This is a genomic window from Oceaniovalibus guishaninsula JLT2003 (assembly GCF_000299575.1).
GTDB classification, from domain to species: Bacteria; Pseudomonadota; Alphaproteobacteria; order Rhodobacterales; family Rhodobacteraceae; genus Palleronia; species Palleronia guishaninsula.
Window position 1 is genome coordinate 178,248 of the sequence record NZ_AMGO01000068.1, and the last position, 25,381, is coordinate 203,628.

Here is a 25,381-nt window from a genome sequence, read left to right on the forward strand (position 1 = left end):
GGCAGACGGGGGACTTCCATGACGCAGCATCTTTGGGGTCTTTCCCGTTCGGATCGCATCGCCTTCTCGGGACCGGACGGTCTGCGCGTCAGCTATGCCGATTTCCTGGCCGATGTGGATGGCTTCGCCGCGCGCCTCGGCGCCGGGCGCGGCATCCTGCTGCTGAAATGCACCGGCCACTACCGGCAATACGTGGCCTACATGGCCGCCCTGTCCGCGAAGTGCCCCGTCATCCTTGCCGATGCCGCGGCAGACCCGTCCGGCCAGCCATTCCCCGTCAGCTACGTCTATGCGCCCGACACCGACCGCCTGGACATCACCGGGGCGGCGGCGCCCGACCTGCACGACGATCTGGCCGTGCTGCTCTCGACATCCGGCTCGACCGGGGCGGCCAAAAGCGTGCGGCTTTCGCACCGCAACATCCTGTCGAACGCCGATGCCATCGTCGAGTATCTGGGCATCGCGCCCGACGACCGGGCCGTCATGGCGCTGCCGTTCCAGTATTCCTATGGCATGTCGGTGGTCAATTCGCACCTGCGCGCGGGTGCCCGGATCGTCCTCAACCCCCACTCCGTCTCGTCTGCGAAATTCTGGGACGCGTTCGCCGCCGCCCGATGCACCAGTTTCGCGGGCGTCCCCCACAGCTTCGACCTGATCGAACAGGCGCGGATCGACACCGGCGCGCTGCCGCATCTTCGCACGATGACGCAGGCCGGCGGGCGCATGCCGCCCGACACCGTGCGCGCCTGGGCCGAACGGTCCGCCCGCGAAGGGTGGCGCTTCGTGGTGATGTATGGCCAGACCGAAGCCGCCCCGCGCATGGCCTATCTTCCGCCCGAAGCCGCGGCGGACCACCCCGCCGCCATCGGCCGGGCGATTCCCGGCGGCACGCTGGCGATCCGCGACGAGGCCGGGCGCCCCCTGCCCGACGGGACCGAGGGCGAACTGGTCTATCGAGGCCCCAACGTGATGATGGGCTATGCCCGCACCCCCGCCGATCTGGCCCTGGGTCAGGGGCCGGATATTCTGCGCACCGGCGATCTGGCGCGGCGGGACGCGCAGGGGTTCTTCACGATCACCGGACGGCAAAGCCGGTTCGTCAAGCTTTACGGCTATCGCATCGCGCTGGACGAGATCGACGCCCGGCTGAAGGCCCAGGGCATCGACGCCGCATCCATCGCCATCGACGAACAGATTCATGTCGTGGCCCAGGCGGACGACGACCGGCGCGACGCCATCGCCGCCGACCTTGCCGCGTGGCTGACGCTTCCGGCCGGCGCGATTCACGTGCATCCCGTCGCGTCGCTGCCCCGCAACGCGAACGGCAAGATCGACGGTCGGGGCCTGCGCGACATCGCCGTCGCGGCGCGCGGGGCCGATCCGGTCGCGGCCGCGTCCCGGCCCGCTTCGGCGCAGGATGTCTTTCGCACCCATTTTCCCAACGCCGCCATGGGCCCCCGGACCACCTTCGTCGATCTGGGCGGCGACAGCCTGAACTACCTGTCGGTCGCCCTCGACCTCGAGGCGCTTTACGGCGATCTGCCCGAAGGGTGGGAAACCCTGCCGGCGGCGCGGTTCGACACGCTGGCGCCGTCGCGGCGGGCGGGCGTGTTTCTGGACATCCTCACGCTGACCCGCGCGCTGGCCATCGTCGCCATCGTCGCGGGCCATCTGGGCCTTTATAACTACGGCGGCGGCGGAGCGTATTCGCTGTTTCTGGTCGCGGGCTGCGTCTTCGGCGCCTTCACGCTGCCGGCGGTGTTGCGGACCGACAGCATCGCCCCCGTCGCCGTTCTGGGCGCGCGCGTCGGCCTGTTCACGCTGCTGGTGATTGTGGCGAACTGGCTTCTGACGGGATACGGCGCATGGTCGGCCGCGCTGTTCGTGTCGAACTGGATCGACCCCGACACGCCCGGCGCGATCTGGTTCGTCGAGGTCTATCTTCAAAGCCTGATCGCCATCGGCGCGTTGCTGCTGATCCCCGATCTGCGCGCGGCGTTCAGGGACCGCGCCTTCGCGGCCGCCACGATCTTTGCCGCGGTGGCGATCCTCATCTGCCTGGCGATGGAATCGCTGGCGGATTTCAACGCGCTTTACCGGCGGCTGCCGTTCCTTCTGGGCTGGATCTTCCTGGTCGGACTTGCCGTGCATCACGCCGACACGGCCCTTCGCAAGGCGCTGGTGACGCTGATCGCGGCGACGGCGATCGTCGCCTTCTTCGGGCCAAGCGTGCCGGTGTTCTTCGTGGCGGCAGTCCTGGCGGTCGTCTGGCTGCCCGGCATCCGCGTGCCGCGCGCGGTCGCGATGCCCGTCCGGTCGGTGGCGTCCGCGTCGCTGGCGATCTATCTGACGCATTTCCAGTTTGCCAGCATCGTCGGAAAGCTGGGGCTGACGCATCCCGCCTTCGGCACGGCGGCGGGGATCGTCATGGGGGTGGTCGTCTGGCGGCTGTATTTGATGGCGGACCGCGTCGCGTGGCGGACGCTGCGGCAGGCGAAGGGCCGGCTGGGCCGCGCGCCGTCGCCCCGGCGCGAGGCGTAGGCGTTCAGCCCGTCACCTCGTGCGGACGGCCCGCCAGCAATTCGCGCGCGCGGATGGCAAAGCGTTCGGCCAGGGGCGCGTAACGCGCGGCACCCGGATCGGCGGCGCTGCCCGCGGCGGCCCGGTCGGCGATGCCAACGAACACCACGGCAAAGCGGAACAGCGCGAAGGCGACGTGAAACGCCGACGGCGCCGGCACCGATGGCAGGACCGCGCGATAGGCGGCGAAAAACTCGGCCTCGGACGGGATGCCGGGGCTGACATGGCCCAGGATGCCGCCGAATTCATCGGGCTGCGAATGCCACGGGATCGCGGCGAACCCCAGATCGGCCAGCGGATGCCCGACCGTCGAAAGCTCCCAGTCCAGCACCGCCACGACGCGCGGCTCGGTCGGATGATAAAGCAGGTTGCCCAGACGGAAATCGCCATGCGCGATGGCGACGAGGCCATCGTCGCCGGGCATTCGCGCGGCGATCTCGGCGGCCAGATCGTTCAGGACGGGGTTGCCGGCGAAGCTCGACCCGGCAAGCTGGTCGGTCCAGCGGTGAAGCTGACGCGCGAAATAGTCGCCCGGACGGCCGAAATCGCCCAGCCCGATCCTGTCGGGCGCATGACCGTGCAGCCGCGCCAGCGTTTCGGCCATCGACAGATAGATCGCGCGCCGTTCCGCCGGGGCCATGTCCGGCAGCCGCGCATCCGTGAAGACCCGGCCCTCCACCCGCTCCATCAGGTAGAAGGGCGTGCCCAGCGGATCGGCGTCGTCGTGATAAAGGATCATCCCCGGCACCGGCACGTCCGTCGCGCCGAAGGCCCGCATCGCGCGGTATTCGCGGTCGATCGCATGGGCGCCGCGCAGGATCGGGCCTCGCGGCTGCTTGCGCAGCACCATCCGCCGGCCGCCATGGGTGACGAAATAGGTGGGGTTGGACTGCCCCCCGCCGATCCGTTGCAGATCCAGCGCGCCCGGCCCGAAACGGCCGTTCAGGAACCGCTCCAGCCGGTCCGGCGCGAAATCGACGGGCAGCTCCGCCGCATCCGTCATGGCCTGTCGTCCCGCGCCACGTCCCAGCGCCAGAAATCGCGCCCCTCGGCGGGCAGACTGCGGCTGAGGATCATCTTGTGCACCTCGTCCGCGCCATCGACCAGACGGGCCTGGCGCGCATAGCGATAGATCCACTCGGCGACGGTATCCTTGGAATAGCCGCGCGCCCCGTTGATCTGGATCGCGGCATCCGCCGCCCGGTGCAGCAGGTTGGCGACATGGACCTTGGCCATCGACACCTCCTTCTGGGCGAACGACCCCTGGTCCAGCGCCCAGGCGGCCTTCATCACCAGAAGGCGCCCGATCTCGATATCGGCGGCCAGCCCGCCCATCACGATCTGCACGCTTTCGCGGTCGGCCAGGCGGATGCCGAAGCCTTCGCGCTGCGCGGCATAGTCGCCCGCGATCTGCATGCAGCGCCGGGCCAGCCCCAGCCAGCGCATGCAGTGCGTCAGCCGCGCCGTTCCCAGCCGCGTCTGCACCACCTTCATGCCCCGCCCCTCGGCCAGAACCACGTCGCTCGCCGGGATCCGCAGCCCGTCGAAGGCCAGCTCGCAATGGCCGCCATGTTCCTCGGGGCCCATGATCGGGATGCGCCGCAGGATCGACCATCCGGGCCGGTCGCCATGGAACAGGAAGCATGTCAGCCCGCGCTTGGGGTCGTCGGACGTGCGCGCCAGCAGGATGAAATGCGCCGCGCCCTCGGCCCCGGTGATGAACCACTTGCGGCCGTGGATGACGTAATCGTCCCCGTCGCGGGTGGCGGTGGTCCGGGTCATGCCCGGATCGGACCCCGCGCCGGGATGCGGTTCGGTCATGACGAAGGCCGACCTCACCCGGCCGTCGGCCAGCGGACGCAGGAACCAATCTCGCTGCGCGTCCGTGCCCAGGGCCTCGACCACCATCATGTTGCCGTCGTCGGGGGCGGCGGCGTTGAAGACGGCGGGGCCGAAGATGGACCTGTTCATTTCCTCATAGCAGACGGCCATGCCCACCCGGCCCAGCCCCTGCCCGCCGAATTCGGGCGACAGTTGCAGACACCAAAGCCCCTCGGCCCTGGCGTCTTCGCGCAGGGCGGCCAGGGGGCCCGGCGCGATATTCTCGTGCGCGTCATAGGCCGCGGGATCGGATTCCAGCGGCAGGATGCGGCTTTCCACGAAATCGCCGATGCGGCGGCGGAAATCCTCGATGCGGGGGGAGAGGGTGAAATCCATGTCGTTCCTTGCGGGATCCTGCACCGTCCCGGCCAAGGCGGCGGCAGCCGGCACGGTGGACCGGGGCGGACCGGGGGCGAACCGGGGCGACGATTGCCCCGGCAATCGGAACCTGACAGACCCGCCCACGTTCGTAAAGCAGCCGCAGCGCCCGACAGGCTGCTGCGCCATCCCGAAATCCCTCACAGGAACAGTGACCGCATGACCGATACCTCGATCCTGTTCGACCCGTTGAAAGCGGGCGACCTGACCCTTCCCAACCGCGTCCTCATGGCGCCCCTGACGCGCAACCGCGCCCATGCCGACGGCACGCCTAAGGAAATCGCCGCGACGTATTATGCCCAGCGGGCCAGCGCCGGCCTCATCATCACCGAGGCGACGCAGATCAGCCCGATGGGCAAGGGCTATATCGACACGCCCGGCATCCACACGCAGAAACAGGCCGATGCCTGGGCGCGGATCGTGGACGCCGTGCATGCCGCCGGCGGCCGGATCGCGTTGCAATTGTGGCATGTGGGCCGGATCAGCCACGTGTCGCTGCTACCCGGCGGCGCGCAGCCGCTGTCGTCCAGCGCCGTCAGGGCCGATTCCAAGACCTTCACCGCCAACGGGTTCGAGGATTGCTCGGATCCCGTCGCGATGACCGCCGACCAGATCGCGCGGACCATCGACGATTATGCCACGGCGGCCCGGTTCGCGCGCGATGCCGGGTTCGACGGCGTCGAGGTGCACGGCGCGAACGGGTATCTGCTGGACCAGTTCCTTCAGGACGGCGTCAACAGGCGCGACGACGATTATGGCGGGTCGGTCGAAAACCGCATGCGGCTTCTGTCGCAGGTGCTCGACCGGGTGACGGACGTGTTCGGCGCGTCGCGGGTGGGGGTGCGCCTGTCGCCGCTGGGCCAGGCCAACGACATTTCCGACAGCGACCCCGAAACCCTGTTCGCGGGCGTCATCGACATGCTGTCGCCGCGCGGGCTGGCCTATCTGCACTTCGTGGAAGGGTTCACCGGCGTGGACGACACGTCGCAGGACGACCGTGCGATGCTGCGCCGCCTGCGGTCGCGGTTCGAGGGCACCTATTTCGGCAATGGCGGCTATGACGCGCGCGCGGCGGCGCAGGCCATTCGGGAAGGCCGCGCCGATGCCATCGCCTTCGGCCGCCCCTTCATTGCCAATCCCGACCTGCCCGAACGCTTCCGCATCGGTGCGGCCCTGAACGAACAGGACCGCGACACGTTCTATGGCGGCGGCGAGAAGGGCTATACCGACTATCCGTTCCTGACCGAAGACGACGTTCGCAAGGCCGGATAACACCCCCGGGGGAGACAGGACCATGGCCGAGAAGATCATCGGGCTGAGCGACGATTTCTGGAACATCCGGGGCGACATGCGCATCGGCAAGGTTCTCAATATCGGGACGCAATGCTCGCTGGTGCGGCTGGCCGAAGGGCGGTTCGTCTTCCTCGACAGCTATACGCTGAAGGGCGACATACGCGACCGGGTGATGGCGCTGACCGATGGTGGCCGCATGGTCGAGGCGGTGCTGAACCTGCACCCCTTCCACACCCTGCACTGCGCGCGGATGGCCGCCGATTTTCCCGGCGCGACCTTCTACGGCTCGGCCCGCCACTGGCGCGAGGTGCCGCAGATCGCCTGGGCGTCCGACCCCGTGGAAAGCCCCGCGGTCGCGGCGCGGTTTCCGCAGCTCGCCTTTTCGCTGCCCGACGGCATCGCCTATATCAGCGAAGACGAGGCGGTGCACGCGGGGTCGCTTCTGGCCTTCCATCCGCCAAGCGGCACGCTGCACGTGGATGATACGATCAACGTCCTGCCGTTGCCCGAGGCGGTCCGGAAGGTGCTGCCGGTGCCGCGGATCGCCTTTCATCCCACCGTGCGAAAGGCGCTGGACGACGATCGGCAGGCCGGCGCGCGGTTCTGCGACTGGGCCGAACGGATCGCGGCGGACTGGTCGGCGACGCGCACGCTTTGCGCCGCCCATTCCGCCCTCGCGCGGTTCGAGGAGGGCGGTTTTTCTGATGCGCTTCGGGCCGCGGCCCGGAAGGCGCGGCCCAGGCTGACCGCCGCGCGCCGCTGAGGCCGCGCGGCGATCCGCCGCCTCAGCCCCGGTCCCCGCGCCGCGACAGCGTCCCGTAAAGGACGAACCCCAAGACCGCCGCGCCCAGGCCAAGCGCCAGCATCGCGCCCGGCGGCATGTCCATGATCCCCTCGCGCCCCCGATGGGGACCGTCCGGCATGGTCCGCCGCGGCAGAGTCGGCCGCACGCCGCCCTTGTCGGGAAACGGCAGATCCTCCAGCCGCCGGGGCTGGTGGATGGGGCAGCGGTTGAACCGCTCGCGGAACTCGGCCGACATGGCATAGACGCCGCGCCGGGCGCGGTTGATCTCGCCCAGGGGTTCGTGCGCCTTCAGCCCCGTCCACGGGCTGAACCGCGACCTGTCGTCGAAATCCTGGGTGATCCGCGGATGGAACGATACCTGCGGACCGGCCTCCAGCCGGGCGACGGTGACGAAGGGCGACAGATCCTCGCTCCATTCCACGGTCGGATCCTCGATCGGCATGGCGTCGGGGTCGCGGCAAAGCTGCACCTGAACCTGCCACCCCATCCAGTTGCTTCCCGCCACGGCGAGGATCTCCTCGCGCAGCGCATCCGGCCGGTCCAGCGCCGAAACGGTCCTGCCCGCCAGCGCCGCCACCGAAGGCGAATCCGGTTTGACGCGGATCTTGGCGACGAACCTGCCGAAGCGGTACGGCGTCGCGGTGTAATAGGTTTCGCCCAGGGGATGCGTCTGCGGGGCACCGCCCAGGCCTTGCAGCGTCGCGCTTTGCGCGCCCGCCGTTTCCAGCAGCGTCTCGGCGCCGCGCATCGCCGCCGACAGCCCCTTCTTGGCCCATTGCGCGCGATCCGTGGTCTTGGCCAGCAGCTTCAGGTTCGCCAGAAAGGCCTTGGCACTGGGCGCGGAAAAGACCGGCGCGTTGATCATCACGAAATCCTGCACGCTTTCGCCTTCCGAACCGGCAAGGCGCGCGCCCTCGACATCCAGCACCTTGACGGCCAGACCGCGCGGCAGCGCGATGAAATCGTCCAGGATGTCGCCCGGATTGGTGGAAAACCGCATGATCGCCTGATGCGTGCCCGGCGTGGCGAACAGCCCCTGCGCGTATTCGGCGGGCAGGTCCGACAGGACGGTCAGCCGCGCCTGAAGGACGCCGTGCGCCTTGGCATGGACCGACCGGATCGCATGATCGTGCGTCTCTGCCGTCGTTTCCAGTATCTCGCCAAGCGCGTCCCGAAGGCCGCCGATGGTTTCGTCCTCGTCGGGTTTGCGGTGCTCGATGTCCGGGCGATAGGCGATGGGGGCCTTCATGGCGTGCTTCCTGTCCTGATCTGGGGGCATGGTCGCGGGGCAAACCGGCGGCGACGGTCCCCGGTTCCGCGTTTCAGACAGGCGGCGGCCAGTCGCGGATGTCGTCCCACGCGACCGGGCGCAGCGGCGCGCGGCGCGGCGCGGGGGACGATCCGAAGCGCGGCGCTGGCGCGGGCGTGACCGGATCGTGCGTGAAAACCGCCCGCGCGCGGTTATGGGGATGACCGGGCGCCTCGTCGGGGTCGAGGACGGGGGCAAAGCACACATCCGTGCCCTCGAACAGCGCGCACCATTCGTCCCGCGTCCGGCGCCGGAAGATCGCCGCGAACTCGGCCCGGCGCGCCGGCCAGCGCGCCTTGTCGTGGCGATCGGCCGCGTCCTCGTCCGGCAACCCCAGCAGCGACAGGAACAGCGCATGAAACTGCGGCTCCAGCGGGGCCAGCGAAATCCATCTGCCGTCCGCGCATTCGTAGACGCCATAGAACGGCGCGCCGCCGTCCAGCCGGTTGGACTGGCGCGCGACCTCCCATTCGCCGCGCGCGATCTTGTCGTAGAACATCGTCATCAACAGCGCGGATCCGTCGCAGATCGCCGCGTCGATCACGTTGCCCTGCCCTGTCCGCGCCGCCGCCAGCAAAGCGGCCAGCATCCCCGCGACCAGAAGCATCGCCCCCGCGCCGTAATCGCCCAGAAGGTTCAGCGGCGCGACGGGCGGGCGGCCCGCCTCGCCCGTGGACCAAAGCGCGCCCGACAGCGCCAGATAGTTGATGTCGTGGCCGGCCGCGCGGGCCAGCGGCCCGGTCTGGCCCCAGCCCGTCATCCGGCCATAGACCAGCCGGGGATTGACGGCATGGCATGCCTCGGGGCCCAGCGACAGCCGTTCCATCACGCCGGGCCGGAACCCCTCGATCAGGCCGTCGGCCTGCCCGATCAGGTGCAGCGCCGCGTCGCGCCCCCGCGCCGACTTGAGGTCCAGCGCCACGCCGCGCCGCCCGCGCAGGATCGGATCGTCCGGCGCGGCCGCGTCGCCCGGCCGCGCGATCCGAACGATGTCGGCGCCCATATCGGCCAGCATCATCGCGGCGAAGGGACCGGGGCCGATACCCGCGAACTCGACGATGCGCAGCCCGGCCAGCGGCCCCGCCCGGTCGCCGTTCATGACGCGGCGGGGGCGGAAACGGCGCGGTCCGCCCCGCCCGCGTCGAGGGCGGCGCGCAGGTTTTCGCGGATGCGGAACAAGGTGGCGAACATCGCGTCAAGCTCGCCTTCGTCGATATCGCCATAGGTGATGCGGTTGATCTCCCTCTCGCAGCGCGCCATCGCGCGGCCGACCGGCACGGCGGCGGGGGTCAGCCGCACGCGCTTGGCGCGCTTGTCCACGCTGTCGGTGCGCCGCTCGACCAGGCCCTGCGCCTCCAGCCGGTTGAGGGTGCCGCCCACGGCGACGGTGCCGACATGCATCCGCTGCGCCAGTTCCGACTGCGTCAGGTCGTCCTCGATGAAAAGCTGGGTCAGCAGCCAGGCCTGCGACATGGTGATGCCGTGCGGGGCGATCATGCGGTCGAACAGCATGCTGCGCATCCGCGACACGTCGTTGAAGGCCGACCTGCGGGCATGGAGATCGCGGTTCATGTCGTCGCCGTTCCGAAAATTTCCGCGCGGCCATTGTCCAGCACGGTCACGTCGCGGTCAACCGCGCGGGCGCGGAACGACACGGTGCCGCCATCGACCCATATCTGCGTGCGGATCGTCTCGCCCGGATAGACCGGGCTGGAAAACCGCAGCTTCAGCGCGCGCAGGCGGCTGGCATCGTAGCCGCAACAGCCGCGCAGGATCGCGTGACCGGCCACGCCCAGCGTGCACAGCCCGTGCAGGATCGGCGCGGCAAAGCCCGCTTGCCGGGCGATGGCGGGATCCGCATGCAGCGGATTGCGGTCGCCCGACAGCCGATAGATCAGCGCCGCCTGCGGCAGCGTCGGCAGGTCGATCTCGAGGTCGGGCGCGCGTCCGGGGATGGGATGCGGCACGGGCTGCGGCCCCGGTTCGCCGCCGAAACCCCCGTTGCCGCGCGCGAAGGTGGTCGAGGTCAGCGTGGCGATCCGTTCGTCCGTGGCCGCGTCGATCAGGTCGCGCTCGACATAGATCAGCGCGCCCTTGCCCGCCCCCTTGTCCAGAACGCGCGTCACCCGGCTGGTCGCGCGAACACGGCCCGAGGTCGGCAGGGGGCGGAAGATCTCCATCCCCTGCTCGCCGTGCAGCACCTTGCGCCAGTCGATGCCGGTATCGGGGTTGCGCGCCCAGAACCCCGGCCCCGCCAGCACCACCGCCATCGTCGGCACCGCCGAGAACCCCGGCGCTTCCTCGAAGACGAAGGGCAGTTGCGCGGCATCCAGCGGGTCGTGGCCGAAGCCCAGCCCCAGCGCGTAGAGGATCGCGTCCCGGTCCGTCCAGGCCTGCTCGACCTCGGCGAAGGGATAGGCTTTCAGCCTGCTTTCGAAATCGCTGGCCATGGTTCACACCGGATCCCAGCAGAACACGTCCGGCGACCGTTCCAGCGGGGTCAGCGCGCTGGCGAAGGCCGGGAAGGCGTGTTCGATCAGCGTCTCGGGCGTCCATCCTTCGGACCGCGCCATCGACCGCAGGGGCCGCGGCTGGCTGAACAGCAGCACCTCGTTGGATCGCGCGACGAAGATCTGGCCGGTGATGTGCTGCGCCGCGTCCGACGCCAGCGCCACGACCAGCGGCGCGATCTTGGCCGGGGTCATGCGCTGCATCCGCTCCACGCGGATCTTGTCGGCCTCGGAATTGACCGGGATCGTGCCGATCAGGCGGCTCCAGGCGAAGGGGCCGATGCAGTTCGACGTGACGTTGTAGCGCGCCATGTCCAGCGCGATGGACCGCGACAGCGCCGCGATGCCCAGCTTGGCGGCGGAATAGTTGGCCTGCCCCAGATTGCCGATCAGCCCCGAGGTGGATGTCATGTGGATCATCCGCCCCCCATTCTGCCCGCGAAAAACCTGGGCCGCGGCGCTGGAGATGTTGAAGGCGCCTTTCAGGTGGACGGCGATCACCGAATCCCAGTCCTCCTCGGTCATCTTGTGGAAGATCGCGTCGCGCAGGATGCCGGCGTTGTTCACCACGATGTCCAGTTGCCCGAACGTGTCCACCGCCTGCGCGACCATCTCGTGCGCGGCGCGGTTGCTGGCGACGCTGTCGGTATTCGCCACGGCCGCGCCGCCCGCCGCCTCGATCTCGGCCACGACCTCGGCGGCGGGGCCGGCATCGTGCCCCTCGCCGCTGGCCGCGCCGCCCAGATCGTTGACCACGACCCGCGCGCCGGCCGCGGCCAGTTGCAGCGCGATATCGCGGCCCAGCCCGCGCCCGCCGCCGGTCACGATCGCGACCTTGTCCGCCAGCAATCCGTCCGTTCCTGTCTTCCCCATCGTTCCATCCTTTGCTGAACGCCCCGAAACCGGGGCCACCGGGCAACTATAATAAATACTGGACACAAGTAAACTAGTGAACTATTAACTACCGTATCACTACGGGCCACCGTGGTCCGCAGCCGCGAAGGAGGATGCGCATGATCGACCGGACGCTCTTTTCCGAAGATCACGAGACGTTCCGCGATTCGGTCCGCAAGTTCGTCGCCCAGCAGGTGCTGCCCCATCATCCCCAATGGGAACAGGACGGGCTGGTCAGCCGCGACATCTGGCGCCAGGCGGGCGCGCAGGGTCTGCTGGGGTGCGACGTTCCCGAGGAATACGGCGGCCCCGGCGCCGACTTCCTGTTCAGCGTCATCGTGATGGAGGAGTTCGCCCGCGCCAACGCCTTCGGCCCCGGCTTTTCGCTGCATTCCGACATCGTCATCCCCTACCTCATCCATTACGGATCCGAGGATCTGAAGACGCGGTGGCTGCCGCGCATGGTCGCGGGCGAGGCGATCGGCGCCATCGCCATGACCGAACCCTCGGGCGGCTCGGACCTTCAGAACATCAAGACCACCGCCACCCGCGACGGCGACGATTACCTGATCAGCGGGCAGAAGGTCTTCATCTCGAACGGACAACTGGCCGATCTGGTGCTGGTCGCCTGCAAGACCGACCGCGAAGCGGGCGCCAGGGGCATCAGCCTGATCCTGGTCGAGACGGATCGCGACGGCTTCGCGCGCGGCAAGAACCTGGACAAGCTGGGATGGAAGGCGCAGGACACGTCCGAGCTGTTCTTCGACAATGTGCGCGTCCCCGTCGGCAACCTGATCGGCGAGACCGAGGGGCGCGGCTTCTATCAGATGATGGAACAGCTTCCGCAGGAACGGCTGATGCAGGCCGTCCGCGCGACGGCCAACCTCGAATCGGCGCTGGACTGGACGGTGGACTACGTCACCGGCCGCCAGGCCTTCGGCCGCACCGTCGCCGGGTTCCAGAACACCCGGTTCAAGCTGGCGGACGTGAAGACGCAGGCGGTGATGCTGCGGGTCTTCACCGACCGTTGCATCGCCCTGCATCTGGAACGCAAGCTGGACGCCACCGATGCGGCGATGATCAAGATGGTGACGGCCGAGACGCTGGGCAAATGCCTGGACGAATGCCTGCAACTTTTCGGCGGCTACGGCTACATGTCCGAATATCCCATCGCCCGCGCCTGGGTCGATGCGCGGATGACCCGGATCGCGGGCGGAACCTGCGAGATCATGCGCGAGATCATCGGCCGCAGCATCGTCGGGCGCGGCTAGTGATCCGGCTGGGCGATCTGATCAGCCGCGCCGCCCGCCATACGGGCAGCCTGCCCTCCGTCACCTGCGGCACCCGCAGCCTGACCTGGCGCCAGCTTGAAACGCGGATATGGCGCATGGCGCGCGCGCTGTCCGATCTGGGCGTCGCGACGGGCGACCGCGTCGCCTATCTGGGCGTCAATTCGCACCGCTACTTCGAAATGTATTACACGCCATCGCGCATCGGGGCGCTGGCGGTGCCGCTGAACTTCCGTCTAGCGGATGCCGAACTGGTGCAGATGCTGGGCGATTGCACGCCGGTCGTCCTGATGGCCGATGCCGGTCACTTCGACCGCGCGCGCGCGCTTCAGCGGGCGGTGCCGTCGATCCGCCATCTGGTCTGGGCCGACGACGCCCCCGCGCCCCAGGGCGTGCCCGCCTATGACGATCTGGTCGCGGGCGACGGCGACGACGACGGCGCGGACATCGACGCGCGCGGATCGCGGGATTCCGACCCGGCGATCCTGTTCTATACCGGCGGCACGACGGGGCGCGGCAAGGGCGTGATGCTCAGCCATGCCAACCTGTTCGTCAATTCGTCGGGCGCGGTCCCGGTCTATGGCTTCCGCCAGCGCGAAACGCAGCTTCTGTCGGGGCCGATGTTCCATCTCGGTTCGGGGTCGCGGGTGTTCAGCGCGGCGCTGCTTTGCACACATACGGTGATCGTCCCGCGTTTCGATGCCGCCGAGGCGATGCGCGCCATCGAGACGCATCGCATCGCGACGGTCCAGCTTGTGCCGACGATGCTGGCGATGATCCTCGATCACCCCGACTTCGCCCGCTTCGACCTGAGCAGCCTGCGGCTGATCACCTATGGCGCGGCCGTCATGCCGGTCGAGCTTCTGCGCCGCGCGCTGACGGCGTTGCCCGGCGTCAACTTCGTGCAGGCCTACGGCATGACCGAAACGTCGCCGGTCGTCACCGTTCTGACATCCGACCATCACGCGCCGGATTCGGGCAAGCTCGACACGGTGGGGCTGCCGATGCCCCATGCCGACCTGCGCATCGTGGACGAAGACGACCGCGACCTGCCGACCGGCGCCACCGGCCAGATCCTGACGCGCGGCCCGCATGTGATGTGCGGCTACTGGAACCAGCCCGAAGCGACGGCGAAGGCGCTGCGCGGCGGCTGGTATCACACCGGCGACGCGGGCTGGCTGGATACGGACGGGTTCCTGCACATCGCCGGCCGCACCGCCGAGATGATCGTCAGCGGCGGCGAGAATATCTATCCGGTCGAGATCGAGCATGCGCTGCTGGCCCATCCCGGCGTCGCCGACGCCGCCGTCATCGGCGTCGCCGATCCGCATTGGGGCGCGCGGGTCCACGCGGTCGTCAGCCCCGCGCCGGGCTGCCGGGTGACGCTGGACGATCTGGCCGCGCACTGCCGCACGGTCATCGCCGGCTACAAGTGCCCGCGCGGCCTGACGGTCTGGGACGGGCCGCTGCCGCTGACGAATATCGGCAAGCTGGACAAGGCCGCGATCCGCGCCGCCGTCCTGGCCGCAACGTGAAGAAGCAAGGGACAGCCCACATGGAAACGGGATTGATCGCATACGGGGCCTATCTGCCGGTCCGGCGGCTGCAACGAGAGGTCGCGGCGCAGACCCATGCGTGGTTCAATCCGGGCCTCAAGGCGCTGGCCAGGGGCGAACGCGCGATCGCCAACTGGGACGAGGACGCCGTGACCATGGCGCTGGAAGCCGCGCGCAACTGCCTCGACGGGCAGGATCGCGCGGCGCTTCGCGCGCTCTGGCTCGCCTCGACCAGCCTGCCCTTCCGCGACCGGCTGAACGCGGGCATCGTCGGCGACGCGCTGGTGCTGGACGCGTCGGTGATGGCGCTGGATGTCGCGTCGTCGCAACGCGCCGGAACCACCGCGCTGATGGCCGCGCTGCGCGGCGACGGCCCGGCGCTTGTCGTCGCGTCCGACAGGCGCGCGGCCAAGGCCGGCAGCCCGCAGGAAATGACCTATGGCGACGGCGCGGCGGCCTTTCTGGTCGGCCGGGGCGACCTGCTGGCCCGGCTGGTCGGCGCCCACAGCGAGACGGTCGATTTCGTCGATCACTATCGCGGGCAGGACGGCGAGTTCGACTATGCCTGGGAAGAACGCTGGATCCGCGACGAGGGGCATCTGAAGATCGCGCCGCGCGCCATAACGGCGCTTTTGCAGGCCACCGGCACCGACGCCGCAAGCATCGCGCGGTTCTGCTATCCGGCGGCCGGACGCGGGATCGGCGCCGGGATCGCCCGGATCTGCGGACTGCCCGAATCGGCGCTGGCCGACACGCTGCAATCGGGCATCGGCGAAACCGGCGCCGCCCATCCCCTGCTGATGCTGGCCCACGCGCTCGAGTCGGCGGAACCGGGCGACCGCATCCTGGTCGCGGGCTTCGGCCAGGGCTGCGACGCGCTGCTGTTCCAGGCGACCGACGCGGTGCGCGCCCGGCGCGCCGCAGGCGTCGCCGCGCAGATCGGCAAGGGCCGCGCCGACGACAACTATGCCCGCTTCGTCACGCTGAACGGCCTGCTGACTGTCGAGCATGGCATCCGCGCCGAGCTCGACAAGGGCACCGCGCTCAGCAACCACTGGCGCAACAAGGACATGACCCAGCGCATGACGGGCGGCCACTGCACCGCCTGCGGCACCGACCAGTTTCCCAAGGCGCGGATCTGCGTGAACCCCGAATGCGGCGCGGTCGATACCCAGCGCGACGAAGGGTTTTCGCACAAGATCGGCAAGCTCAACAGCTTCACCGCCGACCGGCTGACCTATTCGCCCGATCCGCCGGCCTATTACGGCATGGTCGAGTTCGCCAGCGGCGGGCGGCTGATGTGCGACTTCACCGACATCGACGCCGCCGATCCGCCGCAGGTGGGCATGGCGATGCGCATGGTCTTCCGCGTCAAGGACCACGACACCCGACGCGGGTTCCGTCGCTACTTCTGGAAAGCGATGCCCGCCACCCGAGAGGAGACATAGATCATGGCCACGGGAATCCGCGACAAGGTCGCCATATTGGGGATGGGCTGCTCGCGCTTCGGCGAGCGGTGGGAGGACAGCGCCGACGACCTGATGGTCGAGGCGTTCGTCGAGGCGCTGGCCGATGCCGGCATCGAGAAGCACCGGATCGACGCCGCCTGGTTCGGCACCGGGATCGAGGAACAGCATGTCGGCAAGTCCGCCGTGCCGCTGTCGATGGCGCTGCGGTTGCAGAACATTCCCGTCACCCGCGTCGAGAATTACTGCGCCAGCGGCACCGAGGCGTTTCGCGGCGCGGTCTATGCCGTGGCGTCGGGGGCCTGCGACATCGCGCTGGCCCAGGGCGTCGAGAAGCTGAAGGATACCGGCTATGGCGGGCTGCCGCAGCGCACGCGCGGCACGGCCAACGATCTTTACTGGCCCAACGTCTCGGCGCCCGGATCCTTCGCGCAGCTCGCCTCGGCCTACCGCGCCAAGCACGGCATCGACGCGGGCGACCTCAAGCGCGCGATGGCCCATATCTCGGTCAAAAGCCACGACAACGGCGCCCGCAACCCCAAGGCGCATCTGCGCAAGCGGATCAGCATGGATCAGGTGCTCGACGCGCCCATCGTCGCCGAACCGCTGGGCCTGTTCGATTGCTGCGGCGTGTCCGACGGATCGGCAGCGGCCATCGTCACCACGCCCGAAATCGCCCGCTCGCTGGGCAAGACGGACCTGATCACCGTCAAGGCGCTGCAACTCGCCGTGTCCAGCGGCACCGAGGCGCAGCACAATTCCTGGGACGGCAGCTATTTCCAGACCACCCGCGCCGCCGCCGCCCGCGCCTACAACGAAGCCGGCATCGACAATCCCCGCAACAGCGTCAGCCTGTTCGAGGTGCATGACTGCTTTTCCGTCACCGAACTGGTGACGATGGAGGATCTGTTCATCTCGCCCGAAGGCGGCGCGATCCGCGACGTGATGGACGGGTTCTATGACGCGGACGGCGCCGTGCCCTGCCAGATCGACGGCGGGCTGAAATGCTTCGGCCACCCCATTGGCGCGTCCGGCCTGCGGATGATCTACGAGATGTATCTTCAGATGCAGGGCCGTGCCGGCGATCGCCAGCGCCAGAAGGAGCCGTCCATCGGACTGACCCACAACCTGGGCGGCTTTCCGCACCAGAACGTCTGTTCCATCACCATCGTCGGACGCGAGGGTGCCTAGCGTGGCCGCCGGCGACCAGCTTCGCGTCACCCGCGACGGCGATGTGCTGCACATCCGCCTGAACCGCCCCGACCGCCTGAACGCGCTGTCGGCGGCCATGCGCGACGGGCTGATCGACGCGTTCCGCGCCGAATGCGACGCCCCGCGACAGGATGCGGCGCGCGCCATTCTGCTCACCGCCGCGGGGCGCGGATTCTGTTCGGGCACCGACATCGACCCGGCGCTCATCCTGGCACGCCGCGCCACCATCCGCGCCGAGATGGAGGCCGGCATCAGCAACCTCGTCCACCTCATGCGGACGGTGCCGGTCCCGGTCGTCGCCGCCGTCCAGGGCCCGGCCGCCGGGGCCGGTTTCAGCCTCGCGCTTTGCGCCGACATCCTGCTGGTCGCGGACACGGCCCGGCTGACCATGGCGTTCGCGCGCATCGGCGCGATGATGGATGGCGGCGCCACGCATATCCTGCCGCGCCGCATCGGCATGGCGCGCGCCACGGCGCTGGCGATGCTGGCCCGGCCGATCGACGCGCGGCAGGCCGTCGATCTGGGCCTGGCCGTCGAATGCGTCGCCGAGGACGCGCTTCAGGCACGGGCCGAGGATCTGGCCCGCCGGCTGGCCGGCGGCCCCACCCGCGCGCTGGGGCTGATCAAGGCGGGGCTGGAACACGGGCAGACCGCGACGCTTCGGGACGCCCTGTCGTTCGAGGCCGCGGCACAGGAACAGGCCTTCGCCAGCCCCGACTTCGAGGAGGGCATCACGGCCTTCCGGGAAAAGCGCGCGCCCCGTTTCAAGGGACTTTGATCGCAACGCCGCCGGGCAAACCGGCATTCATCCGACACGGGAGGAGAACACGATGAGATGCTTGACCAATCTGCTGACTGCGACGGCGCTGGCGACGGGCCTGGCCACGGCCGCCGCGGCGGAAACCGTGCTGATCTACAGCGAAGGCGGCCCCAACCGCGGCACCCGCGCCGAGGCCCTCGAAGACTTCGCGCAGAACGTCGCCGAGATGTCGAACGGCGATCTGGCCATCGACATCCACTGGGGCGGCGCGCTGATCAAGCTGACCGCGACGCTGGGCGGCGTGCGCGACGGGGCGGCCGACATGGGCACCGTGCTGACCGCCTACGAACCGTTGCGCCTGATGGCCTACGGCATCGGCGACCTGCCGCTGGCCTCGTCCGATCCGTGGGTCGGCATGCGGGCGATGTACGAGTTGATGACGACGAACCGGCAGATGATCGACGCGCTGGCGGACGAGAATGTCGTCTACATCTCAAACTACACATCGACCGGCATCCAGATGAACTGCGCCGGCGACAACCGCATCGAAAGCATCGACGACATCGCCGGAAAGAAGATCCGCGCCAGCGGCACCTTCGGCAAGGTGTTGAACGATCTGGGCGCGAACACCGTCAACATGGGCTATAACGAGGTGTATCAGGCGCTCGATTCCGGCCTGATCGACTGCGAGGCGGGGTATCTCTACACCCTCGAAGGCTACAAGCTCTACGAGGTGATCAACCATATCGCGCTGGCCGATTGGGGCCAGATCACCGGCTTCGGCATCGTCATGAACAAGGACATCTATGACGGTCTGACCCCCGAACAGCAGCAGGTGCTCAAGGATGCCGGCGACCGTCTGGTGGACGATTTCGCCAGGGCGCAGATCGAACAGATGGACGTGATCGTGGACGGGCTGAAGACCGGCGATATCGGCCGTCAGGTCGATGTGGTGGATTTCGACGGCCGCCAGACGCTGATCGACGCCTCAATGAAATACCGCGACGAATGGGTCGAGGGCGTGACCGCGATGGGGCTGGACGGCGAGGGTCTCTGGTCGGAATACACCGACCTGATCGCCAAATACGAGGCCGAGCGCGACACGTCGGGCTATCCATGGAACCGGTGAACGACCGGAACGGCACGGCCCCGCGGGACCGTGCCGCCCCGAACGAACTTCTTCGTGTCCTGCGCCGCATCGAAGGGGCGATGACCGCGCTCGCCGCCCTGGCGATCTTCGCGATGGCGGCGTTCATCTGCTACGGCGTGATCGCGCGCAACGTGCTCAACATCTCGGTCAGCGACGAGACTGTGATCGTGGGCGAGCTGATGATCGCGGCGCTGGTGCTGCCCCTGGCGCGGGTCGCGGCCGAACGCGGCTTCATCGTGGTCGAACTGATGACCCACCGCTTCGCCATGCGCCACCGGATCGCGCTGTCGGCACTGACCGTCCTGGTCGGGCTTATGGCCGCGCTGCCCATCGCCTATGCCGGCCTGATCGCGTTTCAGGGCGCGTGGTCCAGCGGCAGCTTCTATTTCGGCGTGCTGAACTGGCCCGAATGGCCCGGCAAGCTGGCCTTCCTTGCGGGCTATGTCCTGTTCACGCTGCGGCTGCTGGTGCTGCTCGTCGCCGACCTGCGCGACCCGCCCGGCACCGGCGCGGGGGCCGCGTGATGGATCCCACGATCATCGGCACGTTCGGCCTGATCGCCGTGCTGATCCTGCTGGTCTTGCGGGTGCCCATCGGGTTCGTCCTGGCCAGCGTCGCCACGATCTGCACCTTCCTTTACTATGCCTTCCGGTCGGGGCGCGGATTCGATTTCTCGCGCGGGCTCAGCCCGACGCTGTCGCTGATCCAGAGCAATGCGTTCGAGTTTCTTCATTCCTACTCGCTCAGCATGGTGCCGATGTTCATCGCCGCCGGGCATCTGGCCTATCATTCGCGCATCTCGACCGACATCTATTCGGCGATGCGCGTCTGGCTGGTGCGGCTGCCGGGCGGGCTGGCCATCGCGTCGCTGTTCGGCTGCGGCGGATTCTCGGCGATCACCGGGTCCAGCATGGCCTGCGCGTCGTCGATGGGCCGCATCTGCATCCCCGAAATGCGCCGCTGGAACTACGATCCGCGGCTGGCCTCCTCGACCGTGGCGATGGGCGGCACGCTGGGCGCGCTGATCCCGCCCAGCGTGCTGTTCATCATCTACGGCCTTTTCACCGAAACCTCGGTCAGCCAACTGTTCCTCGCGGGCATCCTGCCCGGCCTGCTGACGCTTGCGGGCTTCGTCGTCACGGTGCTGGTCTGGGTCCGGCTGCGGCCCGGCATCGCGCCCCTTTCGGACGAAACGACCACGACCCGCGACAAGGTGCGCGCCGCCGGGCTGGCATGGCCGGCGCTGATGCTGATGGTCATCGTCATCGGCGGCATCTACGGCGGCTATCTGACCGCGACCGAGGCGGCTGCGATCTCGCTGATGTTCGCGCTGGTCTTCGGCCTGCTGTCGCGCCGGCTGGACTGGCAGATGATCCGCTCCTCGTTCATCGACACCGCCACCCAGTCGGCGGCGCTGTTCTTCATCGCCGCGGGGGCGAAGATCTTCGTCTCGTTCATCTCGCTCACCGGGGTGACGCATGCCTTCGTCGATCTGGTCGCCGCCGCCGACCTGGCCCCCTGGCAGCTTCTGGCCGTGATCGCGCTGATGTATCTGGTGCTGGGCATGTTCCTCGATCCGCTGGGAACGATGCTGCTGACGCTGCCCTTCGTGGTGCCGCTGATCGAAGGCATGGGCATGGATCTGATCTGGTTCGGCGTGATCGTCGTCAAGCTGCTGGAGATCGGCCTGGTGACGCCGCCGATGGGGCTGAACGTGTTCGTTATCGCATCGGTCGGCGGCAAGGACAGCGACGCCACCACCGCCTTCAAGGGCGTCGCGCGGTTCTTGATCGTCGATCTGGCCGTGCTGGTCCTGCTGCTGGCCTTTCCGATGATCTCGCTCGTCATTCCCAATTCGATGAATTGAGGCGCCTCATTCCTCGACGAAGCGGGCGAAGGACGCAGCATCTTCGCGGTTGGTGGCGAACCCGTTTTCGGGCGCGTCGGGGTCGCGGTGGCCAAGCGCCATGCCGACGATCACCTGCCGGTCGGGCGCGATGTCCAGAAGACGGGCGATCGTGGCCGGATACCGCGCAAACGCCGCCTGCGGGCAGGTATCGAGGCCGAAGGCCCGCGCCGCGATCATCGCGTTTTGCAGGAACATCCCCAGATCCAGCCAGCTTCCGATCTCCATGTCGCGGTCCATGGTGAAGATCATCCCGACCGGCGCATCGAAGAACGCATAGTTGCGCAGATGCTGGCGCGCCGTCGCGTCGCGGTCGCCCTTGCCAATCCCCAGCGAGGCATAGAGGTCCCAGCCCACCTTGCGCCGCCGCGACAGATAGGGGTCCCGCCAGCGTTGCGGATAATAGGAATATTCCTGCTCGGCCGGTCCGCCCGCGCGCACATGCGCGATCAGCCGGTCGCAGAACCGCGCCCGCGCGGCGCCCGTCAGCACCACCGCCTGCCAGGGCTGGATGTTCGTGCCGGACGGCGCGCGGGCCGCGACGTTCAGGATCCGCGTCACCGTCTTGCGCGGCACCGGCGTCGCAAGGAACGCCCGCACCGACCGGCGGCCCGCGATCGCATCCAGCACCGCCTCGTCCGGAACTGCCCCGTTCACCGCACGCTGTCGGGATGGGCCTTGGCGAAGGCGGGCAGTTCGGCGCAGGACCGGGCGATGGCGTCGATGCGGGTCAGGTCGGCGCGGTCCACGCCCCACCTATCGGCGTTATAGACCTGCGGGATCAGGCAGAAATCGGCCAGCCCCGGCCGGTCGCCGTGACAGAACCGGCCTTGCGGTCCATCGGCCAGCATCCGCTCGAACGCGGCAAGGCCGCGCCGGATGAACCAGTGCATCCAGCCTTCGCGCACCGCGTCGCCGCCATCCGTCAGGCGCACCACCTCGGACACCACCGATGGATTGCAGACCGGATGCGTGTCCATCGCCACGACATGCGCCAGCGCCCTGACGCGCGCGCGCCCGGCGGCGTCGCCCGGCAGAAAGCCTGCATTCCGCGTCTCGTCGATATGATCCACGATGGCCAGCGATTGCGTCAGCCGCAGGCCGTCGATTTCCAGCACCGGAATGAAACCCTGCGGGTTGCGTTCCAGATGCGCGTCGCCGCGCTGGTCGCCCGCCAGCAGATCGACCGTCACCGACCGGAAGGGGATGCCGGCGGCGTTCAGCGCGATGCGCACCCGCCAACTGGCGCTGGACCGCCAGTAATCGTAAAGCATGGCTTCGGTCACGGCGCGTCCCCGCGCAGGGCCGCCACGGCGATGGCCTGCCGCAGCACGTCGATATCGCCGATATGGTTCACCAGCGTCAGGATCAGCCGCGCGTTGAACGCGGCGCTTTCCTCGGCGCTCAGCCCGTCATGGGCCGCGATCAGCGCCTCATAGGCGATGTCGGGGTCGTCCAGATTTCGTGTCCGCCGCAGATCGGTCATGCCGCATCCTTTCGCGCCAGCGCCCGCGCCATCGCATCCTCCAGCGCCGCCTGGTCGAAATCCGGCCAGCGCGCGGCGACATGGCTGTCGGGCCGGATCAGATAGACGCCGCGCGGCGCATCGCCCAGATAGCGTTCGGCAAGCGGCCCCGACGCATCGCGCGGCACCGCGACGACCTGCAACGCCATGCCCCCCGCCGAAACGGCCTCGGGCATGTCCACGCCGATCGCCAGAAGCGCGAAACGACTGCCCAGCCGGTCCAGCAGATACCCGTCGCCCAGGGGCGCGTCGGGACAGGCCGAACCGGGGCTGGCCTTGCGCGGCGCGTCCGGCAGGGCGTCGGGCGCGTTCAACCCGCCGCCAAGATAGGTGCAGGGCATCGACAGGCGCCCCGAATTGACGAAGGGCCGCGCGAAATCGTTGTCGCGCGCCAGCGCCAGCACCGCGTCGCGGAAGGTGCGGCTGATCGCCGATTTGGGCGAAATGAAGTCCGTCGCGCGGGTCGAGTTAAGGATGTTCTCGTCCGTGCCGTGCCGCCGTTCCGCGTCATAGCTGTCCAGCAGCGCCTCGGGGGCGTCGCCGCGCATCACCGCCGCCAGCTTCCAGCACAGGTTGTCCACGTCCTGCATCCCCCCGTTCGCGCCGCGCGCCCCGAAGGGCGACACCTGATGCGCCGCGTCGCCGACGAAGATCGCCCGCCCGTGGCGGAACTGCGCCATGCGCCGGCACTGGAACGTATAGATCGAGGTCCAGACGATCTCGTATTCGACGCCCTCGCCCAGCATGGCGTCGATGCGGGCGCGGATGCGGGTCTCGTCCATCTCGGCCTTGCGGTCCACGTCCCAGCCGATCTGGAAATCGACGCGCCAGATGTCGTCGGGCTGGCGGTGCAGCAACGCGGAATCGCCCGCTTCGCGGAACGGCGGCTCGAACCAGAAGCGCCGCTCGACCGGGAAATCGGCCTTCATGCGGATGTCGGCGATCAGGAAACTGTCCTTGAAGACCTGCCCCTCGAACCCCAGCCCCAGCATGTTGCGCAGCGGCGAGGACGCGCCGTCGGCGGCGATCAGCCAGTCGGCCGCCAGCCGATAGGGACCGTCCGGCGTCAGGACATCCAGCGTCGCGCCGTCCCCGGCCATCTCCAGCGCCTCGACCCGGTTCCTGCCGCGGATCTCGATCGGCGCGCCCTGGGCCTGCGCCTCGCGGATGCGCTCGACCAGGAACTTCTCGAAGGCGGGCTGCTGAAGGTTGATGAAGGCGGGAAAGCGGTGGCCGCCTTCGGGCAGAAGGTCGAACTCGAACACCTCGTCGGCGCCGTGATAGACGCGGCCGATATTCCACACCACGCCCTTGTCCACCATCGGCTCGGCACAGCCCAGACGATGACAGATCTCCAGCGTGCGCTTGGCGAAACAGATGGCGCGGCTGCCCTGCCCCACCCCTTCGTGGTCGTCCAGCACCAGCACCGGCACGCCCTGCAACCCCAGATCCAGCGCCGCGGCCATGCCGATCGGCCCGCCGCCGACGACGATCACCGGATGGCGGACGGGTTCCGCCGCATCCTGATCGACGCTGCGCGCGTAAGGATAAAGCCGGTGCGCCAGTTGATAGCGGTCCTGCAACATCGCTCGCCCTCCCTTCGATGCCGCTCAGGCTTGCAGCGCTTCCCACATCTCGCGGTCGCGTTCGGCCGTCCAGATGCGGGGGGTGTCGATGCCGCGCGCCTCGTCATAGGCGCGGGCGACGTTGAAGGGCAGGCAATGCTCGTAGATGGCATAGTCGCTGAACTTCGGATCGCATTCGGCGCGCACGGCGTCCCATGCCTGCTTGAGCGTGCCGCCCCCCTGCGCCACCCGCGCGGCGGGCCGATAGGTCGAGCGGACGAAATCGGCGGTGTTGTCCAGCGCCGCGTTCACCCGTTCGCGCCCCACCAGCGCGTCGCCCCGGCCGGGCGCGATGGCGTCGGGATCGAAGGCGCGCACCGCTTCCAGCGTGCGCGGCCAGTCGGCGAAATGCCCGTCGCCGCAATAGCAGGCCGAATGGTATTCGACGATATCGCCGGTGAACATCACGTTGGCGTCGGGCACGTGGATCACGATATCGCCCGACGTATGCGCGCGGCCCAGTTGCATCAGATCGACGCGCCGCTTGCCCAGATAGACGCTCATCCGCCCGGTGAAGGTCAGCGTCGGCCAGGTCAGGCCGGGGATCTGCTCGTGCCCCTGGAACAGACGCGGGAAGCGGGCGAACTCGCTGTCCCAATCCTCCTGCCCGCGCTCGGCCACCATCGCGCGCGCGCCGTCCGACATGATGACGTTGGGCGCGTCGAAGGCCGACGCCCCCAGCACGCGCACCGCATGGTAATGGGTCAGCGCCAGATGGGTGATCGGCTTGTCGGTGACTTCGCGCACCTTGTCGATCACCATGTTCGCCAGGCGCGGCGTCGCCTGCGCCTCGACGATCATCACGCTCTCGTCGCCGATGATGACGCCCGAATTGGGATCCCCCTCGGCGGTGAAAGCCCAAAGCCCCTCGCCCACCTCGGTGAAGCTGATCTTCTTGTCGTCCATGTCGCCTTGCGAGGCGAAAGCCTTGGCCATCGTGTATCCTTCCGGCGGGGACTGCCCGCCTGTCGTTCAGGGAAAGTCGGGGGCGGGCAGGATCGTGCCCGTGCAGGCGCCGAAGCCGATACGGTATCCGTCGCCCTGCGCGTGACCGCGCAACGTCAGCGTGTCGCCGTCCTCGATGAAGGTGCGCTGCACGCCGCCATCCAGCGTCAGCGGGTTCGCCCCGCCCCAGGTCAGCTCCAGCAGCGATCCGTAGGCGTCTTTCTCCGGCCCCGAAATCGTGCCCGATCCCAGCAGGTCGCCCGTCCGCATGGCGCAGCCCGACGACGCGTGATGCGT

At 68.7% G+C, this 25,381-nt stretch carries 24 protein-coding genes; 11 read left to right on the forward strand and 13 right to left on the reverse strand.

Features of this window, described 5'->3' with window-relative positions:
- The first annotated feature begins 18 nt into the window (after nt 1-18).
- Nucleotides 19-2,541: an AMP-binding protein gene (locus OCGS_RS14305; RefSeq protein ID WP_007427969.1), complete on the forward strand. Its 2,523-nt coding sequence runs from the start codon at nt 19-21 to the stop codon at nt 2,539-2,541.
- A gap of 4 nt (nt 2,542-2,545) precedes the next feature.
- On the opposite strand, the gene OCGS_RS14310 is transcribed toward OCGS_RS14305, so the two are convergent.
- Both OCGS_RS14310 and OCGS_RS14315 read right to left on the reverse strand, forming a co-directional pair.
- A complete protein-coding gene (locus tag OCGS_RS14310) occupies nt 2,546-3,583 on the reverse strand; it encodes a phosphotransferase family protein (RefSeq protein WP_007427970.1) in 1,038 nt (345 codons plus the stop codon).
- Entirely contained in the window at nt 3,580-4,797 is a 1,218-nt protein-coding gene (locus OCGS_RS14315) for an acyl-CoA dehydrogenase family protein (protein WP_040611097.1), read from the reverse strand. The genes OCGS_RS14310 and OCGS_RS14315 overlap by 4 nt, the downstream gene beginning before the upstream one ends.
- Before the next feature lie 201 nt (nt 4,798-4,998).
- On the opposite strand from OCGS_RS14315, the gene OCGS_RS14320 reads away from it, so the two are divergent.
- Together OCGS_RS14320 and OCGS_RS14325 are read left to right on the forward strand one after the other, a co-directional pair.
- The gene (locus tag OCGS_RS14320) at nt 4,999-6,111 is read left to right on the forward strand and encodes an alkene reductase (protein ID WP_007427972.1); all 1,113 of its coding nucleotides are present in this window, start codon (nt 4,999-5,001) and stop codon (nt 6,109-6,111) included.
- A gap of 22 nt (nt 6,112-6,133) precedes the next feature.
- Nucleotides 6,134-6,895: a hypothetical protein gene (locus OCGS_RS14325; RefSeq protein ID WP_007427973.1), complete on the forward strand. Its 762-nt coding sequence runs from the start codon at nt 6,134-6,136 to the stop codon at nt 6,893-6,895.
- 22 nt (nt 6,896-6,917) lie between these two features.
- Here OCGS_RS14325 and OCGS_RS14330 read toward each other — a convergent pair whose 3' ends face one another.
- The 5 genes from OCGS_RS14330 to OCGS_RS14350 all read right to left on the reverse strand — a co-directional run bounded on the left by OCGS_RS14330 (nt 6,918) and on the right by OCGS_RS14350 (nt 11,629).
- Nucleotides 6,918-8,186, reverse strand: a complete 1,269-nt coding sequence (locus tag OCGS_RS14330; RefSeq protein ID WP_007427974.1) for a catalase family protein — start codon at nt 8,184-8,186, stop codon at nt 6,918-6,920.
- Between the two features lie 73 nt (nt 8,187-8,259).
- On the reverse strand, nt 8,260-9,345 hold the full coding sequence (locus OCGS_RS14335; RefSeq protein WP_007427975.1) for a CaiB/BaiF CoA transferase family protein: 1,086 nt from the start codon (nt 9,343-9,345) through the stop codon (nt 8,260-8,262).
- The gene (locus OCGS_RS14340; protein ID WP_007427976.1) at nt 9,342-9,818 is read right to left on the reverse strand and encodes a MarR family winged helix-turn-helix transcriptional regulator; all 477 of its coding nucleotides are present in this window, start codon (nt 9,816-9,818) and stop codon (nt 9,342-9,344) included. Before OCGS_RS14340 ends, OCGS_RS14335 begins: the two co-directional genes overlap by 4 nt.
- Entirely contained in the window at nt 9,815-10,696 is an 882-nt protein-coding gene (locus OCGS_RS14345; RefSeq protein ID WP_007427977.1) for a MaoC family dehydratase, read from the reverse strand. The genes OCGS_RS14340 and OCGS_RS14345 overlap by 4 nt, the downstream gene beginning before the upstream one ends.
- 3 nt (nt 10,697-10,699) lie before the next feature.
- Nucleotides 10,700-11,629, reverse strand: a complete 930-nt coding sequence (locus tag OCGS_RS14350; protein WP_007427978.1) for an SDR family NAD(P)-dependent oxidoreductase — start codon at nt 11,627-11,629, stop codon at nt 10,700-10,702.
- A 140-nt stretch (nt 11,630-11,769) separates the two neighbouring features.
- Here OCGS_RS14350 and OCGS_RS14355 point away from each other — a divergent pair, with 140 nt between their 5' ends.
- The 8 genes from OCGS_RS14355 to OCGS_RS14390 are packed head-to-tail and all read left to right on the forward strand — an operon-like array spanning nt 11,770 to nt 20,950.
- Nucleotides 11,770-12,921: an acyl-CoA dehydrogenase family protein gene (locus OCGS_RS14355; protein ID WP_007427979.1), complete on the forward strand. Its 1,152-nt coding sequence runs from the start codon at nt 11,770-11,772 to the stop codon at nt 12,919-12,921.
- Nucleotides 12,921-14,474 carry an AMP-binding protein gene (locus tag OCGS_RS14360; protein ID WP_007427980.1) on the forward strand — a complete coding sequence of 518 codons (1,554 nt, stop codon included), beginning with the start codon at nt 12,921-12,923 and terminating at the stop codon, nt 14,472-14,474. Before OCGS_RS14355 ends, OCGS_RS14360 begins: the two co-directional genes overlap by 1 nt.
- Nucleotides 14,475-14,494: 20 nt before the next feature.
- Nucleotides 14,495-15,943, forward strand: coding sequence for an OB-fold domain-containing protein (locus OCGS_RS14365; protein ID WP_007427981.1), 1,449 nt, complete (start codon nt 14,495-14,497; stop codon nt 15,941-15,943).
- Nucleotides 15,944-15,946: 3 nt separating this feature from the next.
- Nucleotides 15,947-17,152, forward strand: a complete 1,206-nt coding sequence (locus tag OCGS_RS14370; RefSeq protein WP_007427982.1) for an acetyl-CoA acetyltransferase — start codon at nt 15,947-15,949, stop codon at nt 17,150-17,152.
- Nucleotide 17,153: 1 nt separating this feature from the next.
- Entirely contained in the window at nt 17,154-17,951 is a 798-nt protein-coding gene (locus OCGS_RS14375; protein ID WP_007427983.1) for an enoyl-CoA hydratase-related protein, read from the forward strand.
- A 52-nt stretch (nt 17,952-18,003) separates the two neighbouring features.
- Nucleotides 18,004-19,062, forward strand: coding sequence for a C4-dicarboxylate TRAP transporter substrate-binding protein (locus OCGS_RS14380; protein WP_040611098.1), 1,059 nt, complete (start codon nt 18,004-18,006; stop codon nt 19,060-19,062).
- Entirely contained in the window at nt 19,059-19,607 is a 549-nt protein-coding gene (locus tag OCGS_RS14385; protein WP_007427985.1) for a TRAP transporter small permease, read from the forward strand. Before OCGS_RS14380 ends, OCGS_RS14385 begins: the two co-directional genes overlap by 4 nt.
- Nucleotides 19,607-20,950, forward strand: a complete 1,344-nt coding sequence (locus tag OCGS_RS14390) for a TRAP transporter large permease (RefSeq protein WP_007427986.1) — start codon at nt 19,607-19,609, stop codon at nt 20,948-20,950. The genes OCGS_RS14385 and OCGS_RS14390 overlap by 1 nt, the downstream gene beginning before the upstream one ends.
- A 6-nt stretch (nt 20,951-20,956) precedes the next feature.
- Here the strand turns inward: OCGS_RS14390 and OCGS_RS14395 are convergent, their stop codons facing one another.
- From OCGS_RS14395 to OCGS_RS14420, 6 genes are all read right to left on the reverse strand, one after another.
- Nucleotides 20,957-21,646 carry a nitroreductase gene (locus OCGS_RS14395; protein ID WP_052026201.1) on the reverse strand — a complete coding sequence of 230 codons (690 nt, stop codon included), beginning with the start codon at nt 21,644-21,646 and terminating at the stop codon, nt 20,957-20,959.
- Nucleotides 21,643-22,275, reverse strand: coding sequence for a maleylacetoacetate isomerase (maiA, locus tag OCGS_RS14400; protein WP_007427988.1), 633 nt, complete (start codon nt 22,273-22,275; stop codon nt 21,643-21,645). Before maiA ends, OCGS_RS14395 begins: the two co-directional genes overlap by 4 nt.
- Nucleotides 22,272-22,475 (reverse strand): DUF2783 domain-containing protein, encoded by a 204-nt coding sequence (locus OCGS_RS14405; protein WP_007427989.1) that lies wholly within the window; start codon nt 22,473-22,475, stop codon nt 22,272-22,274. The genes maiA and OCGS_RS14405 overlap by 4 nt, the downstream gene beginning before the upstream one ends.
- The gene (locus tag OCGS_RS14410) at nt 22,472-24,100 is read right to left on the reverse strand and encodes an FAD-dependent oxidoreductase (protein WP_007427990.1); all 1,629 of its coding nucleotides are present in this window, start codon (nt 24,098-24,100) and stop codon (nt 22,472-22,474) included. The genes OCGS_RS14405 and OCGS_RS14410 overlap by 4 nt, the downstream gene beginning before the upstream one ends.
- A 24-nt stretch (nt 24,101-24,124) precedes the next feature.
- Nucleotides 24,125-25,075 carry an MBL fold metallo-hydrolase gene (locus tag OCGS_RS14415; protein ID WP_007427991.1) on the reverse strand — a complete coding sequence of 317 codons (951 nt, stop codon included), beginning with the start codon at nt 25,073-25,075 and terminating at the stop codon, nt 24,125-24,127.
- Nucleotides 25,076-25,111: 36 nt separating this feature from the next.
- The coding region (locus OCGS_RS14420; protein WP_193372864.1) for a fumarylacetoacetate hydrolase family protein at nt 25,112-25,381 on the reverse strand (270 nt) is incomplete at its 5' end.